The following is a 13,275-nucleotide window of genomic DNA, read 5'->3' on the forward strand; positions in this document are numbered from 1 at the left end:
CGCACTCGGCGCCGACGGCCGCGGCATGCCGCCGGCGAACTCGGTGCCGGCGAGCATCCGTCAGCGCTCCGCGTCGACGAGCCTGGCGGCAGTGGGCACTGAGGGCGGCGCAGACCCGCCGCGCGATGCGAGGGAGGACCCTCAAGAGCCCCGCGTCAAGACCGGATTGCGCTCAGCCGAGCCGCGCGGGGTCGAGGTACTGCTGGCGGAATTCCTCGAACGGCAGGGTGTCGTTCGCTTCCAGATAGCGCTGCTCGGCGATCGAACCTTCGGCAAGCGCCGCGAAGTAGAGGTGGGTCTCGGGGTCGAGCGGTCGCGCGCGCAGCTCGGCGGCGATCGCCTCCGAGCGCGCGAGCACGAACGGCGTGTGCGCCGAGCCGTGCTCGCTCACCATGGCGTCGAGCACGCGGGCCGACGGCAGCGTGCCCGGCCGGCGCCAGCCCTCGGCCGCCTTCTGCTGGGCGTCGCGGTAGGCGCTGCCGCCGTGCGCGGCGTCGAGCGCAGCGGCGATCGGTGCGCACTCGTCGATGATCGCGGCGCCCCAGTCGGCCAGCGCGACCTCGCTGCCGCCGCGCTCGAGCGCGAGGCCGGGCTCGCGACCGCGCGCCGCAGTCCGGTGCTGGTTGCGTGCCAGCGCGGCGATCTCGGTCGGCGTGTCGGGGGCGCTGTCGCCGAGCAGGCAGTGCAGCAGGAACACGTCAAGGAAGCGCACCGTGTCGGCGCCGATGCCGTTCGGCTCGAACGGGTCGAGGTCCATGCAGCGCACCTCGACGTACTCGACGCCGCGCTGGCGTAGCGCGTGCAGCGGGCGTTCGCCGGGATCGATGACGCGCTTCGGACGGATCGTCCCGTAGAACTCGTTCTCGATCTGCAGCAGCGTCGTCGCGAGCTGGTTGTATTCGCCGCCCGGATTGCGGATGCCGATCGTCTCGTACGCCGGATACGGCCGCGTCAGGGCGTCCTGCAGCGACAAGGCATAGCCGTCGAGGTCGTTGTAGCTCACCGCGAGGGTCGCCTGCGCGTCGCTCTGGTAGCCGAGCCGGCCCATGCGCAGCGAGGTCGCGTACGGCAGGTGATGCGTGTTGGCGCCGAGCGGCTGCAGCTCGTGCGGGCGCCCGGCGACAAAGCTCGAGCAGACCGCCGGGGACGCGCCGAACAGCACCAGCAGCACGAACGAGTGGCGCCGGAAGTTGCGGATCAGTGCGAAGTAGTCGGCGTTCGACAGGCCCGGCAGCGACCAGTTGTAGTGGATGCCCGAGATCGTCTGCATGCGCCGGCCGTAGCGATGCCCGAGGCCCATGCGATAGACGCTCTTGGCGCGGCCGACGTTCGACGAACCGTAGCGGCCGATCGGGATCGTCTCGTCGGTCGGCAGCCCGCACGGCATGCTGCCGGCCCACAGCACCTCGTCGCGGCTCATCTCGCTGAGCACGAACTGGTGGATGCGCGTCAGCTCGCCGAGGCACTCGTCGACGCCGGCGTGCACGCCTGTCACGAGCTCGACCTGCGATTCGCTGAAATCGGTGGTGACGTGCGGGTTGGTGAGCGCCGAGCCGAGCCCGGCCGGATGCGGCGTCAGCGCGAGGCTGCCCTCGTGCGTCGAGCGCAGGCTCTCCTTCTCGATGCCGCGCCGGATGCCCGCCAGGCGTGACGGCGACAAGGCGCCCAGACGTTCCAACAAACCGCTCACCGACGGCCCTCCCGTGTTCTTTGCCCGGACGGTAGCAGAGCGGCTCCGGTCCCGTCGGCGCCCGGCCATCGCGCCGGCGGCGCGCCGACGACGGCTCAGCGCCTTCATCGCCACGCACCGCGAGGCGCGGCGGCCGAGGAGCAGCGCCCGGCCGGGCGCGGCTCCGAAAGACGGGCGCGGCGTCGTCCGACCCCGGCGCATCGCGCGGCGCTGCAACAATCCTCGCCATGCTCCAGTCGCCCCCCGGCCAGTCGACTCTCGAAGACAAGGCATTCCTCTGGCTGCTCGTCCTGGTGAGCCTGGCGTTCGGCTGGATCCTGCTGCCGTTCTACGGCGCGGTGTTCTGGGGCGTGGTGCTCGCGATCGTGTTCGCGCCACTGAACCGGCGCCTGCTCGTCTCGTTCAGGCAGCGCCGCACACTCGCCGCGCTGGCCACCCTGGGCGTCATCGTGCTGATGGTGATCCTGCCGCTCGCGGTGGTCACCGCCGGGCTGGTGCGCGAGGGCACCACGCTTTACGAGCGCATGCAGACCGGCGAATTCAGCATCGGGCGCTATCTCGAGACGATCACCGGCGCGCTGCCGCCGAGCGTGCTGCGCGTGCTCGACACGTTCGGCATCGGCGACCTTGCCGCACTGCGCGAGAAGGTCGCGGCAGGCGCGGCGCAGGGCACCCAGCTGCTCGCGACGCGCGCACTCGCCTTTGGCCAGAACACGCTCGACTTCGTGGTCGCGTTCTTCATCACGCTGTACCTGGCGTTCTTCCTGCTGCGCGACGGCGGCGGCCTCGCCCGCATGATCGTCGACGCGATCCCGCTCGACCCGGGCACCAAGCGGAGCCTCTTCGGCAAGTTCGCCACCGTGATCCGCGCCACCGTCAAGGGCAACATCGTCGTCGCCGCGGTCCAGGGCGCGCTCGGCGGTTTCGCGTTCTGGTATCTCGGCGTGCACGGCCCGCTGCTGTTCGGGGTGCTGATGGCGTTCCTGTCGCTGCTGCCCGCGGTCGGCGCCGCGCTGGTCTGGCTGCCGGTGGCGATCTACTTCCTCGTCACGGGCGCGATCGCCAAGGGGCTCGGTCTCATCGCGTTCGGGGTTCTCGTGATCGGGCTGGTCGACAACGTGCTGCGCCCGGTGCTCGTCGGCAAGGACATCAAGATGCCCGACTACCTGGTGCTGATCTCGACCCTCGGCGGGATCGCGATCTTCGGCCTCAACGGCTTCGTGATCGGGCCGGTGATCGCGGCCATGTTCATCGCCTGCTGGGACATCTTCGCCTCGGCGCGCGAGCGCGCGCGCAGCACGCCGGCCGGGCCGCGGCCCTGACGAAGCGGGCCGGGACGCGGCGGCGCTTCAGCGAGTGGCGGCGTCCGGCAGGGAACAGGAACTCGACCGCGTCGAAGCCCGCCGCCGCCGCACGACGAAGCGCGCCAGGAACGGCACTTCGGTGAACAGCAGCGACAGGTCGGCGGCGAAGCGCGGCTTCGATGAAGGCGAAGGCGCGGCGCGCTCCCACCCCAGCGCGCCGGCGGGGTGGGGCACGAGCGCGCCGCATCCGGCGCCGAAGCGGAGGCGCCCGCCGCGGCCCTCGCCGGGGGCGTCGGGCGGCGCTGCGGTCCTCAGCGGCCCGGCTGCTTGACCGTGCGCAGGTACGGCTTGATGGTCTTGAAGCCTTCGGAATAGGTCGCGCGCGCCTCGTCGTCCGACACCGAGCCGGCGATGATCACGTCGTCGCCCGGGCGCCAATTCGCCGGCGTCGCGACCTTGTGCGCCGACGTGAGCTGCATCGAGTCGAGCACGCGCAAGATCTCGTCGAAGTTGCGTCCCGTGGTCATCGGGTACGTCAGCATCAGCTTGATCTTCTTGTCGGGCCCGATCATGAACACCGAGCGCACCGTCGCGTTGTTGGCGGCGGTGCGGCCGTCCGAGCCGACCTCGTCGGCCGGCAGCATGTTGTAGAGCTTGGCGACGTGGAGGTCGGGGTCCGCGATGATCGGGTAGTTGACCTTCGCGCCTTGCGTCTCCTCGATGTCCTGTGCCCACGCGCCGTGGCGGTCGACCGGGTCGGCCGACAGGCCGATCAGCTTGGCGCCGCGCCGGGTGAACTCGGGCTCGATGCGCGCCATGTAGCCGAGTTCGGTGGTGCAGACCGGCGTGAAGTCCTTCGGATGCGAGAACAGGATCGCCCACTGGTCGCCGATCCACTCGTGGAAGCGGATGCGGCCCTGGGTCGTCTCGGCTTCGAAATCGGGGGCGGTGTCGTTGATGCGCAGGGACATGGGTGCGGCTCCTGTTGGCTACGGACGAGCCTTCGAGTATGCGGCAGGCGCGCGCCGCGCCAACCCGGGAAAGGCCGACCCGCGAGGCGTCACGGCACTGCCGCCGCGCGTCACTCCATCTTGATGCCGGCGGTGCGCACCACCTCGCCCCAGCGCTTGACCTCGTTCTCCTGGAAGCGCCTGAGGTCGGCGCCGACCAGGCCGCTCGGCGAGGCGCCCTGCTCGATCATGGTCTTGCGGATCGCCGGCTGCTTGAGGATCGCGGTGATCTCGCCCTGCAGCTTGGCGAGCACCGGCTGCGGCGTGCCCGCCGGCGCGAACAGGCCGTACCAGGCGTTCGCGAAGTAGCCCGGCACGCCCGACTCGGCGACCGTCGGCACGTTGGGCAACGCCGGGCTGCGCTCGGGGTCGGCGACCGCGAGCGCCTTGAGGCCGCCGCTCGCGATGTGCGCGGCGACCAGCGGCAGGTCGGCGAACATCACCGGCACGCGGCCGGCGAGCAGATCGCTCAGCGCGCCGGCACTACCCTTGTAGGGCACGTGCTGCATCGACGTCTTGGTCATGAACTTGAACAGCTCGCCCGCGAGGTGCTGCGACGCCCCCACACCGCCCGACGCGTAGCTGATCTCGCCCGGCTTTTTCTTCAGCAGCGCGACCAGCTCGGCCGCGCTGCGCGCCTCGATCGACGGGTGCACGACGAGCACCAGCGTGACGGTACCGATCAGTGCGACCGGCGCGAAGTCCTTCAGCGCGTCGTACGGCATCTGGGGGTAGATGAGGCCGTTGGTCGCGTGCGTGCCGATCGAGCCCATCACCAGCGTGTAGCCGTCGGGCGCGGCCTTGGCCACCGCTGCGGCACCGATGTTGCCGCCAGCGCCGGCGCGGTTGTCGACGACCACCGGCTGGCCAAGCCGCTCGGACAGCGCGTTGCCCATCAGGCGCGCCAGCACGTCGGTCGAGCCGCCCGGCGCGAACGGCACGATGATGCGCATCGAGTGCGACGGGTAGTCCTGGGCCGTGGCGAACGGCAGCGCGCTCGCGAGCGCGGCCGCGGCGAAACCGCGCAGCACGCGTCGACGCTGGAGAAAGGTCATGCAGTCACCTCGAGTTGCGCCACATGGCCCGACGGGGTGCCGAGCACCGTCGTCCGCTCCAGGTGGCGGCGCAGCGCCGGATCGTAATCGCCGAGTGCCAGGTGCATGGTCGAGCGGTTGTCCCAGATCAGGAGGTCGTTCGGCTGCCAGACATGGCGGTAAGCGAACTGCGGCCGCGTCGCGTGGCGGATCAGGACGTCGATGAGCGGCTGGCTCTCCTCGGGCGTCATGCCTTCGAAGCACTTGACCTTCTCGCCGATGTAAAGCGCCTTCCTGCCGGTCTCGGGGTGCACGCGAACGATCGGCTGGGCGATCGGCGGGTTGAGGCGCCGGTTCTCGGCTTCCCACTCGGCCGAGAGGTTCGAGTTCTTGCGCTCCGAGTGATGGATGCCGTGCAGGTCGGCGATCAGCTTCTTCATGCCCGACGACAGCGCGTCGTACGCCAGCACCATGTTGGCGAACATGGTGTCACCGCCCACCATCGGAACGTCGACCGCGCGCAGCAGCGAGCCGAGCGCCGGCCGCAGCGTGAACGACATGTCCGAGTGCCACAGCTGCCCCGTGTAGCGCGAGTTCGAGGGGCTGCCATCGGCCTGCGCGTCGTTGGTCACCATCAGAAGCTCGGGATGGCGAGGGTCGCGGTCCTTCGGCAGGTTGTCGTGACGGTCGAGCTCGCCGAAGCGGCGGCTGAACGCGATGTGCTGCTCGCGCGTGATGCGCTGCCCCCGCACCAGCAGCAGCCCGCGGTCGAGGAAGGCCTGGTGCACCACCGCCCAGTCCTCGTCGCCGACCGGGCGCGTCAGGTCGAGGCCACGCACCTCGGCGCCCATCGCATAGGACAGCGGTCGAATCTCCACACCCATCGTCGTCTCCGAGAGCCGGCCACCGTGGCGCGGCGAAGGCGCTATTCGAGCACGCCTCGATCTCCAAGAGAAGCGATAAAATCTGAAGCATTGTCCCGCCGGCGGAATCAATGAACCTGCAGCGCCTCGAGACCTTCGTCGCGGTGGCGCACGCCGGCAGCTTCCGCCGGGCCGCCGAGACGCTGCACCGCTCGCAGTCGGCGGTCAGCAAGCACGTCCAGCAGCTCGAGGCGGAACTCGGCGTCGCGCTGTTCGAGCGCACGACCCGGCGCGTCGCCATCACCGCCGAGGGGCGCGTGCTGCTGAACCGTTTCAACGCGGTGCTCGAGGAGCTGCGCGCGATCCCGACCGAGCTGCGCGAGCACTCCGACCTGCGACGTGGCCGGGTCTCGATCGGCGCGGTGCCGTCGATCTCGTCGCAACGCCTCCCGGCCACCATCGCGGCGTTCAAGCGGCGCTACCCGGGCGTCACGATCGAACTGCACGAGGGCTTCGCCGACCACATCTACCGCGACGTGCAGGAGCGCAAGACCGACTTCGCGGTCGGGCCCCTGCTCGACGGCATGAGCGAGTTCCGCTGCGAGCCGCTGGTCACCGATCGCTTCGTCGCCGTGGTGCCGGCCGGGCACGCGCTTGCGGGCGCGGCCGAGGTGTCGCTCGCCGACGTGGCCGGCGGGCCTCAGCTCTGCACCGCTGCCGGCACCGCGCTGCGCGAATCGGTCGAAGAGGCGTTTCGGCGCGCGCGCCAGCGTTTCGAGGCCGCCATCGAGGTGTCGCACCACCAGACCCTGTTCAGCCTGGTGGCAGCGGGGCTCGGCATCGCGCTGCTGCCGCGCCTCTGCGTGCCGGCCGGGCGGCAGCGCCGCTGCGCCATCGTGCCGCTCGCGCCGCCGGGCATCGCCCGCGAGATCTGCATCGTCACCCTGCGCGGCAAGACGCCGACACCGGCGGCGCAGCGCTTCGCCCAGATGATCGCGGCGGCGTTGCAGGAGCGGCCGCCGCGCGGCCGCACGGCCTAGCTCGGGGCGAGCGACACGCTGCGGCGGCGTCGCGTCACGGCGCCCGCCGCGGCCCGCCTGGGGTCTCGCGAACGCGCGCGCTCAGCGCGCCGCGTCGGGCAGCTCGATCTTGACTTCGAGGACCTCGAAGTTGTCCTGCCGGTCGACGTTGACGCGGATGTCCTCGGGCCGGATCGAGACGTACTTCGAGATCACCGCGACGAGTTCGCGCTGCAGCTGCGGCAGGTAGTCCGATGCGCCGGGGCGGCCGCTGCGCTCGTGCGCGAGGATGATCTGCAGGCGCTCCTTGGCGAGCGTGGCGGTCTTCTTCTTCTCGCCGAGCAGGAAGGAAAGGATCGACATCGCCTACCTCCCGCCGAACAGGCGCTTGAGGAAGCCCGGCTTTTCGGCGTCGACGAAGCGCATCGGGCGCTGCTCGCCAAGGAAGCGCGCGACCACGTCCTTGTACGCCTCGGCGACGTCGGTGTCCTTGAGGTGCACCGCCGGAATGCCCTGGTTCGACGCGTCGAGCACCTTGTCCGACTCGGGGATCACGCCGATCAGCGGGGTGCGCAGGATCTCCTGGATGTCGTCGAGCGAGAGCATCTGCCCGCCGGCGACGCGGTTCGGGTTGTAGCGCGTGATGAGCAGGTGCTCCCTGACCGGGCTCGAGCCCTCGATCGCGCGCTTGGTCTTGGAGCTCAGCATGCCGAGGATGCGGTCGGAGTCGCGCACCGACGAGACCTCGGGATTGGTGACGATCAGCGCCTCGTCGGCGAAGTGCATCGCCATCAGCGCGCCGGTCTCGATGCCCGCGGGCGAGTCGCACACGATGTACTCGAAGCCCATGTCGGTGAGCTCCTTGAGCACGCGCTCGACGCCGTCCTGCGTGAGCGCGTCCTTGTCGCGGGTCTGCGAGGCGGCCAGCACGTAGAGGTTGTCGCACTGCTTGTCACGGATCAGCGCCTGGTTCAGGTTGGCTTCGCCCTGGATCACGTTGATCAGGTCGTAGACCACGCGGCGCTCGCAACCCATGATGAGGTCGAGGTTGCGCAGACCCACGTCGAAGTCGATCACCGCGGTCTTGTGGCCGGCCAGCGCGAGGCCGGCCGAGAAGCTGGCGCTGGTCGTCGTCTTGCCGACGCCGCCCTTGCCGGAAGTCACCACCACGATCTTCGTCATTCGCTTGCTGTCCTGGTTTGCTGAAGGGAGCGCGGCCGCGCGTGCTGCGGGCGACGCCGGGCGCGGGTTCAACTCGCGAGCCGCTCGACGCGGATCGCGTTGCCGTCGAGGCGCACCTGCGCCGGCTTGCCGAACACGTCGTCCGGCAGCGCCGCTTCGAGCGTGCGGTAGGTGCCGGCGATCGACACCAGCTGCGGCTCCATGCAGGTGCTGAAGATGCGGGCCGCGCTGTTGCCGCGCGCCCCGGCGATCGCCCGGCCGCGCAGCGGCGCGTACACGTGGATGTGGCCGTCGGCGATTACCTCGGCGCCGAAGTTCACCGCGCCCATCACCACGAGGTCGCCGCCGCGCGCGTAGACCTGCTGGCCCGAGCGCAGCGGGCCGTCGATCACGAGCGTGGTCGCCGGCGCGGCGATCGGCGCGGCCGGCGCGGCGATCGGCGCGGCCGGCGCGGCGACAGGAGGTGCCTCGATCGGCGCAGCCGCCGCGGCAGCCGGCGCGCTCTCGGGCGTCGCCGTGACGCTGCCGTTCGGTGCCGCGAAGGTCGACGAGTCGCCGAGGCCCGCATCGAGGGCCGCGCTCATCTGCTCGGGATTGCCGCGCTCGACGCCGACCGCGAGCAGGCGGCGCCGGCGCAGCAGCTCGACCAGTGCGGTGAAGTCGATCGGGCCGGCCTCGCCCTGCACCTGCGAGAGGTCGATCACCACCGGATCGTGGTCGAACAGCCCCGGCGTCGCTCCGAAGCGCTCCTCGATCGCGGCGGCGAGCCGGCCGAGATCGGTGGTCTTGAGGACCAGCGCGATCAGCGTGAGCGTCGCGTTCCTGAGCTCGAAGACGCTGTTGCGGGATTGGCTGGAGACGGCGGACATCGAGGCGGCGCGGCGCGCAAAGCGCTGAGTTTAGCGGCGGCGCGCGGTGGTCCCGACCGCACCGTTGGGCTGCGGCCGGCGCGCTTCAAGGCCCTGCCGGCGACGCTGGAGCCCCGTGGCATCGGCACCGAGACGCTGCGCTGCCGATATAACCCGGCACCGGCCGCCCGGCCGATGCCAGGAGAACGCGATGCAATGCCCCGTCTGCCAGAACGTGACGCTCGTGATGTCGGAACGCCAAGGCATCGAGATCGATTACTGCCCGAACTGCCGCGGCGTCTGGCTCGACCGCGGGGAGCTCGACAAGATCATCGACAAGTCCGCCGCGCTCGCCGCGCCGGGCGTCGCGAGCGCGGCGAGCGCGGCGTCCGACCCGTACCGACAGCCGCAGCCATACCCGACGCAGCCCGGCCAGCACCCGCAGGGCGGTTACTACAAGAAGAGGAAGCGCGATGGCTTCCTCGGCGACCTGTTCGATTTCGACTGAGCGCCGGTCAGACCGCGGCGCGGCCGGCCGATGACGTCGGCGACCAGCGAACGGGCGCGCTCAGCGCGTGCGCATCGAACCTTCGTACCAGCGCTTGACGAGCGCGCGCTCGGCGTCCGTCATCTGCGTCGCGTTGTTGAGCGGCATGGTCTTGAGCACCACGGCCTGCTGGTAGACCAGCTGGGCGTTCGCCTGGATCCGCTCGGGCGTGTGCAGCTCGACGTTCTTCTGGTGCAGCGTCGCGTTGTGGCAGATCACGCAGCGCTGCTCGATCACCGGCTGCACCTGGGCCAGCGTGACCAGTCCAGGCGCTGGTGCGACCGCTGCGGCGGCGCCGCTGGCGCCCGCTGCCGGCGCTGCCGGCTCTGCCGACTCGCGGGGCGCGATCGCGAGCCCCACCGCGACGATGATCGCGACGCCCACCCCCGCGTACTCCCACGGCACCCGGCGCCCCGCCACCTTGGCCTTGTGGCGCGCGACGAACGCATGGCGGATCAGCGCGCCGGCGAGCATCAGCGCGACCAGCACCAGCCAATTGTGGCGCGCCTGGTAGAGCCAGCCGTAGTGGTTCGACAGCATCGCCACCAGCACCGGCAGCGTGAAGTAGGTGTTGTGGACGCTGCGCTGCTTGGCGCGCTGGCCGTGCACCGGGTCGACCGGCTGGCCGGCGCGCAGCTGCGCGACGACCTTGCGCTGGCCGGGAATGATCCAGTGCCCGACGTTGGCGGTCATCGCGGTCGCGAGCATGGCGCCGGTCAGCAGGAACGCGGCACGGCCGGCGAACAGGCGGCAGGCCAGCCATGCCGCGAGCACGACGACCGCGAACACCAGCGCACCGACGATCAGGTCGCCGTGGCGGCGCGGCCCGAACACGCGGCAGATCGCGTCGTAGGCGACCCAGAAACCGACCAGGAACACCAGCGAGGTCGCGGCTGCGGCGAAACCCGACCAGTCGTGCACGTTGCGGTCGACCAGGAAGGTGTCGGCGTTGACGAGGTAGAGCACCACGAACAGCGCGAACCCGGACATCCAAGTCCAGTAGCTCTCCCAGTAGAACCAGTGCAGGTGCTCCGGCAGCGCCGGCGGCGCGACGACGTACTTCTGCGGGTTGTAGAAGCCGCCGCCGTGCACCGCCCAGAGCTCGCCGTCGACGCCCTTCGCCCTGAGCGCCGGGTCGGTCGGCGGCTTCAGGCTGAAGTCGAGAAAGACGAAGTAGAACGAGGAGCCGATCCACGCGATCGCGACGATCACGTGGGTCCAGCGCAGCAGCAGGTTGGCCCAGTCGAGGACGTACGCGTCCATCGGTCAGCGCGCCGCGGGAAAGTGGCCGGCAGCCATCAGCTGCCGCGGTAGGTCGAGTACGCCCACGGGCTCACGAGAAGCGGCACGTGGTAATGCCCGCCGGCCTCGGCGATGCCGAACTCGAGCGGTACCCGATCGAGGAACGGCGGGTCGGGCAGTGCGACACCCCGTGCGCGGAAGTAGCCCGCCACGTCGAACACGAGCCGGTAGCGGCCGGTGCGGAAGGTGGCGCCGTCGAGCAGCGGCGCGTCGGCGCGGCCGTCGGCGTCGAGCGTGAACTCGCGCAGCAGCGCGGGTTCGGCGTCGATGCGGAAGAGCGCCACCTGCATGCCGGCGGCCGGCGAGCCGTGCGCGGTATCGAGAACGTGCGTCGTGAGTCGGCCCATGCGTGCTGGCGGGTTGGTGGTTTCATGCGCCGGGACGGCGCGACAAAGTGTATACAGCGCGCATCGCATGCACGCCTGCGCTTTTCGCCCTGCACGTTCCGAGCCACCGATGATGACCTCCGACTACCCCCGCGACCTGACCGGCTACGCCGGCAAGCCCCCGCACGCGCGCTGGCCGGGGGGCGCACGCATCGCGCTGCAGTTCGTGCTGAACGTCGAGGAAGGCGGCGAGAACTGCGTGCTGCACGGCGACGAACGCTCCGAGACGTTCCTCTCCGAGATCAGCGGCGCCGAGGCCTATGCCGCGCGGCACCTCTCGATGGAGTCGATCTACGAATACGGCTCGCGCGCCGGCGCCTGGCGCATCCTGGACGAGTTCGCGCGGCGGAGCCTGCCGCTCACGGTGTTCGGCGTCGCGATGGCGCTCGAGCGCACCCCCGAGCTGACGCGCGCGATCATCAGCGCGGGCCACGAGATCGCCTGCCACGGCTGGCGCTGGATCCACCACCAGCACATGCCGGAGGCCGAAGAGCGCGTCCACATCGCGACCGCGACCCGCATCATCCGCGAGCTCACCGGCGGCGCGTGGCCGCTCGGCTGGTACACGGGACGCGACAGCCCCAACACCAAGCGCCTGGTCGCCGACCACGGCGGCTATCTCTACGACAGCGACTACTACGGCGACGACCTGCCGTTCTGGATGCCGGTGACGGCCAGCGACGGTCGCACGCTGCAGCGCCTGGTGATCCCGTACACGCTCGACAGCAACGACATGCGGTTCGCGTCGCCGGCCGGCTTCGGCAGCGGCGACGAATTCCTGCGCTACCTCGTCGACGCATTCGACGTGCTCTACGCCGAGGGCGACCCGGCCGGCATCGACCGCCCCAAGATGCTGTCGATCGGCATGCACGCGCGCATCCTCGGACGGCCCGGTCGCTTTCGCGCGCTGCAGCGCTTTCTCGACCACGTTCAGCGCCATGACGGCGTGTGGATCTGCCGCCGCATCGACATCGCACGCCACTGGTCCGAGCTGCATCCGGCGCCGACCGGCATGGCCTGAGCCTTGCATCGGCGCCCCGTGTTCGAGCCTCTTCCACGCTGCACGAGGACGCTGCCATGACCGATCGAGCCGCTGCTCCCGACGTTCTTCCGACGCGCGGCGCCGCGCGACGGCGCCTGTTGCGCTCCCTCGGCGCCGGCGTGGCGGCCGCGTGGGGGCTGCCGGCGTTCGCCGCGTATCCCGAGAAGCCGATCCGCATCGTCGTCACCTTCGCTGCCGGCGGCGCGAGCGACATCGTGGCCCGCGTCGTCGGCGAGCAGCTCGGCAAGAAGCTCGGCCAGTCGGTGATCGTCGACAACAAGCCTGGTGCAGGCGGCTCGATCGGCGGCACCAACGTGGTGCAGTCGCCGCCCGACGGCTACACCCTGATGCTCTCGAACTCGACGCCCATCTCGATCGGCCCGTTCGCGCTCGACAAGCAGCCCTACGATCCGGTCGCCGACTTCACCCACGTTGCGCTGATCGGCTCCGCGCCGTGCGTCGTGATGGCCAACCCGCAGGCCGGCATCAACACCATCGTCGACCTCGAGAATGCCGCGCGGCGCGCCGGCTCGCTGCAGTTCGGCTCGGGCGGCCCGGCGTCGATCGGCCACATCTACGGCGAGCTGATGAGCCGCGCGCTCGGCATCAAGCTCACCCACGTGCCGTACCGCGGCGGCGCCCCGATGACGACCGACCTGATCTCGGGCGTGGTGCCGGTCGGCATCGACGTGATCACCGCGTTCGTGCCGTTCTTCAGGAACGGCCAGATCAGGCCGCTCGTCGTGACCTCGCGCGAGCGTTCGCCGCTCGCGCCCGAGGTGCCGACGGTCGCCGAGTTCGGCAAGTCGAGCCTCGTGCTCGACAACTTCTTCGGCCTCTCCGCACCGCCGCGCCTGCCGTCCGACGTCGTCGCGCGCCTCAACGTCGCGACCAACGAGGTGCTCGCGCAGCCCGACATCCGGCGCCGTCTGCTCGAGCTCGGCGTGACGATCACGCCCGACTCGCCCGCGGGCTTCGATCGCTTCGTGCGGGCTCAGGTCGGCACCCTCGGGCCGCTGGTGAAGACGATCCGGGTCACACTCTGAGG

At 70.7% G+C, this 13,275-nt stretch carries 15 protein-coding genes; 5 read left to right on the forward strand and 10 right to left on the reverse strand.

The features are described from left to right. Positions 1 to 172: 172 nt before the first annotated feature. Positions 173 to 1,690, reverse strand: coding sequence for a glutamate--cysteine ligase (gene gshA / locus HQN59_RS14145; protein WP_342451207.1), 1,518 nt, complete (start codon positions 1,688 to 1,690; stop codon positions 173 to 175). Positions 1,691 to 1,917: 227 nt separating this feature from the next. On the opposite strand from gshA, the gene HQN59_RS14150 reads away from it, so the two are divergent. Further along, the gene (locus tag HQN59_RS14150) at positions 1,918 to 3,012 is read left to right on the forward strand and encodes an AI-2E family transporter (protein WP_176069754.1); all 1,095 of its coding nucleotides are present in this window, start codon (positions 1,918 to 1,920) and stop codon (positions 3,010 to 3,012) included. Between the two features lie 27 nt (positions 3,013 to 3,039). On the opposite strand, the gene HQN59_RS14155 is transcribed toward HQN59_RS14150, so the two are convergent. The 4 genes from HQN59_RS14155 to HQN59_RS14170 form a co-directional block, all read right to left on the reverse strand. Continuing rightward, the gene (locus tag HQN59_RS14155) at positions 3,040 to 3,228 is read right to left on the reverse strand and encodes a hypothetical protein (protein WP_176069755.1); all 189 of its coding nucleotides are present in this window, start codon (positions 3,226 to 3,228) and stop codon (positions 3,040 to 3,042) included. A 77-nt stretch (positions 3,229 to 3,305) separates the two neighbouring features. Beyond that, complete coding sequence (locus HQN59_RS14160) at positions 3,306 to 3,965, reverse strand: peroxiredoxin (protein ID WP_176069756.1); 660 nt, start codon at positions 3,963 to 3,965, stop codon at positions 3,306 to 3,308. A 110-nt stretch (positions 3,966 to 4,075) separates the two neighbouring features. Further along, positions 4,076 to 5,059, reverse strand: coding sequence for a Bug family tripartite tricarboxylate transporter substrate binding protein (locus HQN59_RS14165; protein WP_176069757.1), 984 nt, complete (start codon positions 5,057 to 5,059; stop codon positions 4,076 to 4,078). After that, positions 5,056 to 5,922: a TauD/TfdA dioxygenase family protein gene (locus tag HQN59_RS14170; RefSeq protein WP_176069758.1), complete on the reverse strand. Its 867-nt coding sequence runs from the start codon at positions 5,920 to 5,922 to the stop codon at positions 5,056 to 5,058. The genes HQN59_RS14165 and HQN59_RS14170 overlap by 4 nt, the downstream gene beginning before the upstream one ends. A 110-nt stretch (positions 5,923 to 6,032) precedes the next feature. Between HQN59_RS14170 and HQN59_RS14175 the strand changes: the two genes are divergently transcribed. Continuing rightward, the gene (locus HQN59_RS14175; RefSeq protein WP_176069759.1) at positions 6,033 to 6,941 is read left to right on the forward strand and encodes a LysR family transcriptional regulator; all 909 of its coding nucleotides are present in this window, start codon (positions 6,033 to 6,035) and stop codon (positions 6,939 to 6,941) included. An 81-nt stretch (positions 6,942 to 7,022) separates the two neighbouring features. Here the strand turns inward: HQN59_RS14175 and minE are convergent, their stop codons facing one another. From minE to minC, 3 genes are all read right to left on the reverse strand, one after another. Further along, complete coding sequence (gene minE / locus HQN59_RS14180) at positions 7,023 to 7,283, reverse strand: cell division topological specificity factor MinE (RefSeq protein ID WP_176069760.1); 261 nt, start codon at positions 7,281 to 7,283, stop codon at positions 7,023 to 7,025. A 3-nt stretch (positions 7,284 to 7,286) separates the two neighbouring features. Then, complete coding sequence (minD, locus tag HQN59_RS14185; protein ID WP_176069761.1) at positions 7,287 to 8,102, reverse strand: septum site-determining protein MinD; 816 nt, start codon at positions 8,100 to 8,102, stop codon at positions 7,287 to 7,289. A 68-nt stretch (positions 8,103 to 8,170) separates the two neighbouring features. Then, a complete protein-coding gene (minC, locus tag HQN59_RS14190; protein WP_176069762.1) occupies positions 8,171 to 8,971 on the reverse strand; it encodes a septum site-determining protein MinC in 801 nt (266 codons plus the stop codon). Between the two features lie 190 nt (positions 8,972 to 9,161). Between minC and HQN59_RS14195 the strand changes: the two genes are divergently transcribed. Then, positions 9,162 to 9,458, forward strand: coding sequence for a TFIIB-type zinc ribbon-containing protein (locus tag HQN59_RS14195; RefSeq protein ID WP_176069763.1), 297 nt, complete (start codon positions 9,162 to 9,164; stop codon positions 9,456 to 9,458). Between the two features lie 60 nt (positions 9,459 to 9,518). Here the strand turns inward: HQN59_RS14195 and HQN59_RS14200 are convergent, their stop codons facing one another. Both HQN59_RS14200 and uraH read right to left on the reverse strand, forming a co-directional pair. Then, positions 9,519 to 10,760 (reverse strand): urate hydroxylase PuuD, encoded by a 1,242-nt coding sequence (locus tag HQN59_RS14200; RefSeq protein WP_176069764.1) that lies wholly within the window; start codon positions 10,758 to 10,760, stop codon positions 9,519 to 9,521. 35 nt (positions 10,761 to 10,795) lie between these two features. Further along, the gene (uraH, locus tag HQN59_RS14205) at positions 10,796 to 11,146 is read right to left on the reverse strand and encodes a hydroxyisourate hydrolase (RefSeq protein WP_176069765.1); all 351 of its coding nucleotides are present in this window, start codon (positions 11,144 to 11,146) and stop codon (positions 10,796 to 10,798) included. 109 nt (positions 11,147 to 11,255) lie between these two features. Between uraH and puuE the strand changes: the two genes are divergently transcribed. Further along, positions 11,256 to 12,206, forward strand: a complete 951-nt coding sequence (gene puuE / locus HQN59_RS14210) for an allantoinase PuuE (RefSeq protein WP_425342727.1) — start codon at positions 11,256 to 11,258, stop codon at positions 12,204 to 12,206. Between the two features lie 56 nt (positions 12,207 to 12,262). Next, complete coding sequence (locus HQN59_RS14215) at positions 12,263 to 13,273, forward strand: Bug family tripartite tricarboxylate transporter substrate binding protein (RefSeq protein WP_176069766.1); 1,011 nt, start codon at positions 12,263 to 12,265, stop codon at positions 13,271 to 13,273. Positions 13,274 to 13,275 lie beyond the last annotated feature (2 nt).

The organism is Rhizobacter koreensis, assembly GCF_013366375.1.
In the GTDB taxonomy this organism is placed as follows: domain Bacteria; phylum Pseudomonadota; class Gammaproteobacteria; order Burkholderiales; family Burkholderiaceae_C; genus Schlegelella_A; species Schlegelella_A koreensis.

Bases quoted from the DNA above. Each gene is read 5' to 3' on its own strand.
- HQN59_RS14150 (WP_176069754.1), top strand. From the start codon at position 1,918: ATGCTCCAGTCGCCCCCCGGCCAGTCGACTCTCGAAGACAAGGCATTC.
- HQN59_RS14160 (WP_176069756.1), bottom strand. From the start codon at position 3,965: ATGTCCCTGCGCATCAACGACACCGCCCCCGATTTCGAAGCCGAGACG.
- HQN59_RS14165 (WP_176069757.1), bottom strand. From the start codon at position 5,059: ATGACCTTTCTCCAGCGTCGACGCGTGCTGCGCGGTTTCGCCGCGGCC.
- HQN59_RS14170 (WP_176069758.1), bottom strand. From the start codon at position 5,922: ATGGGTGTGGAGATTCGACCGCTGTCCTATGCGATGGGCGCCGAGGTG.
- HQN59_RS14175 (WP_176069759.1), top strand. From the start codon at position 6,033: ATGAACCTGCAGCGCCTCGAGACCTTCGTCGCGGTGGCGCACGCCGGC.
- minE (WP_176069760.1), bottom strand. From the start codon at position 7,283: ATGTCGATCCTTTCCTTCCTGCTCGGCGAGAAGAAGAAGACCGCCACG.
- minD (WP_176069761.1), bottom strand. From the start codon at position 8,102: ATGACGAAGATCGTGGTGGTGACTTCCGGCAAGGGCGGCGTCGGCAAG.
- minC (WP_176069762.1), bottom strand. From the start codon at position 8,971: ATGTCCGCCGTCTCCAGCCAATCCCGCAACAGCGTCTTCGAGCTCAGG.
- HQN59_RS14195 (WP_176069763.1), top strand. From the start codon at position 9,162: ATGCAATGCCCCGTCTGCCAGAACGTGACGCTCGTGATGTCGGAACGC.
- HQN59_RS14200 (WP_176069764.1), bottom strand. From the start codon at position 10,760: ATGGACGCGTACGTCCTCGACTGGGCCAACCTGCTGCTGCGCTGGACC.
- uraH (WP_176069765.1), bottom strand. From the start codon at position 11,146: ATGGGCCGACTCACGACGCACGTTCTCGATACCGCGCACGGCTCGCCG.
- puuE (WP_425342727.1), top strand. From the start codon at position 11,256: ATGATGACCTCCGACTACCCCCGCGACCTGACCGGCTACGCCGGCAAG.
- HQN59_RS14215 (WP_176069766.1), top strand. From the start codon at position 12,263: ATGACCGATCGAGCCGCTGCTCCCGACGTTCTTCCGACGCGCGGCGCC.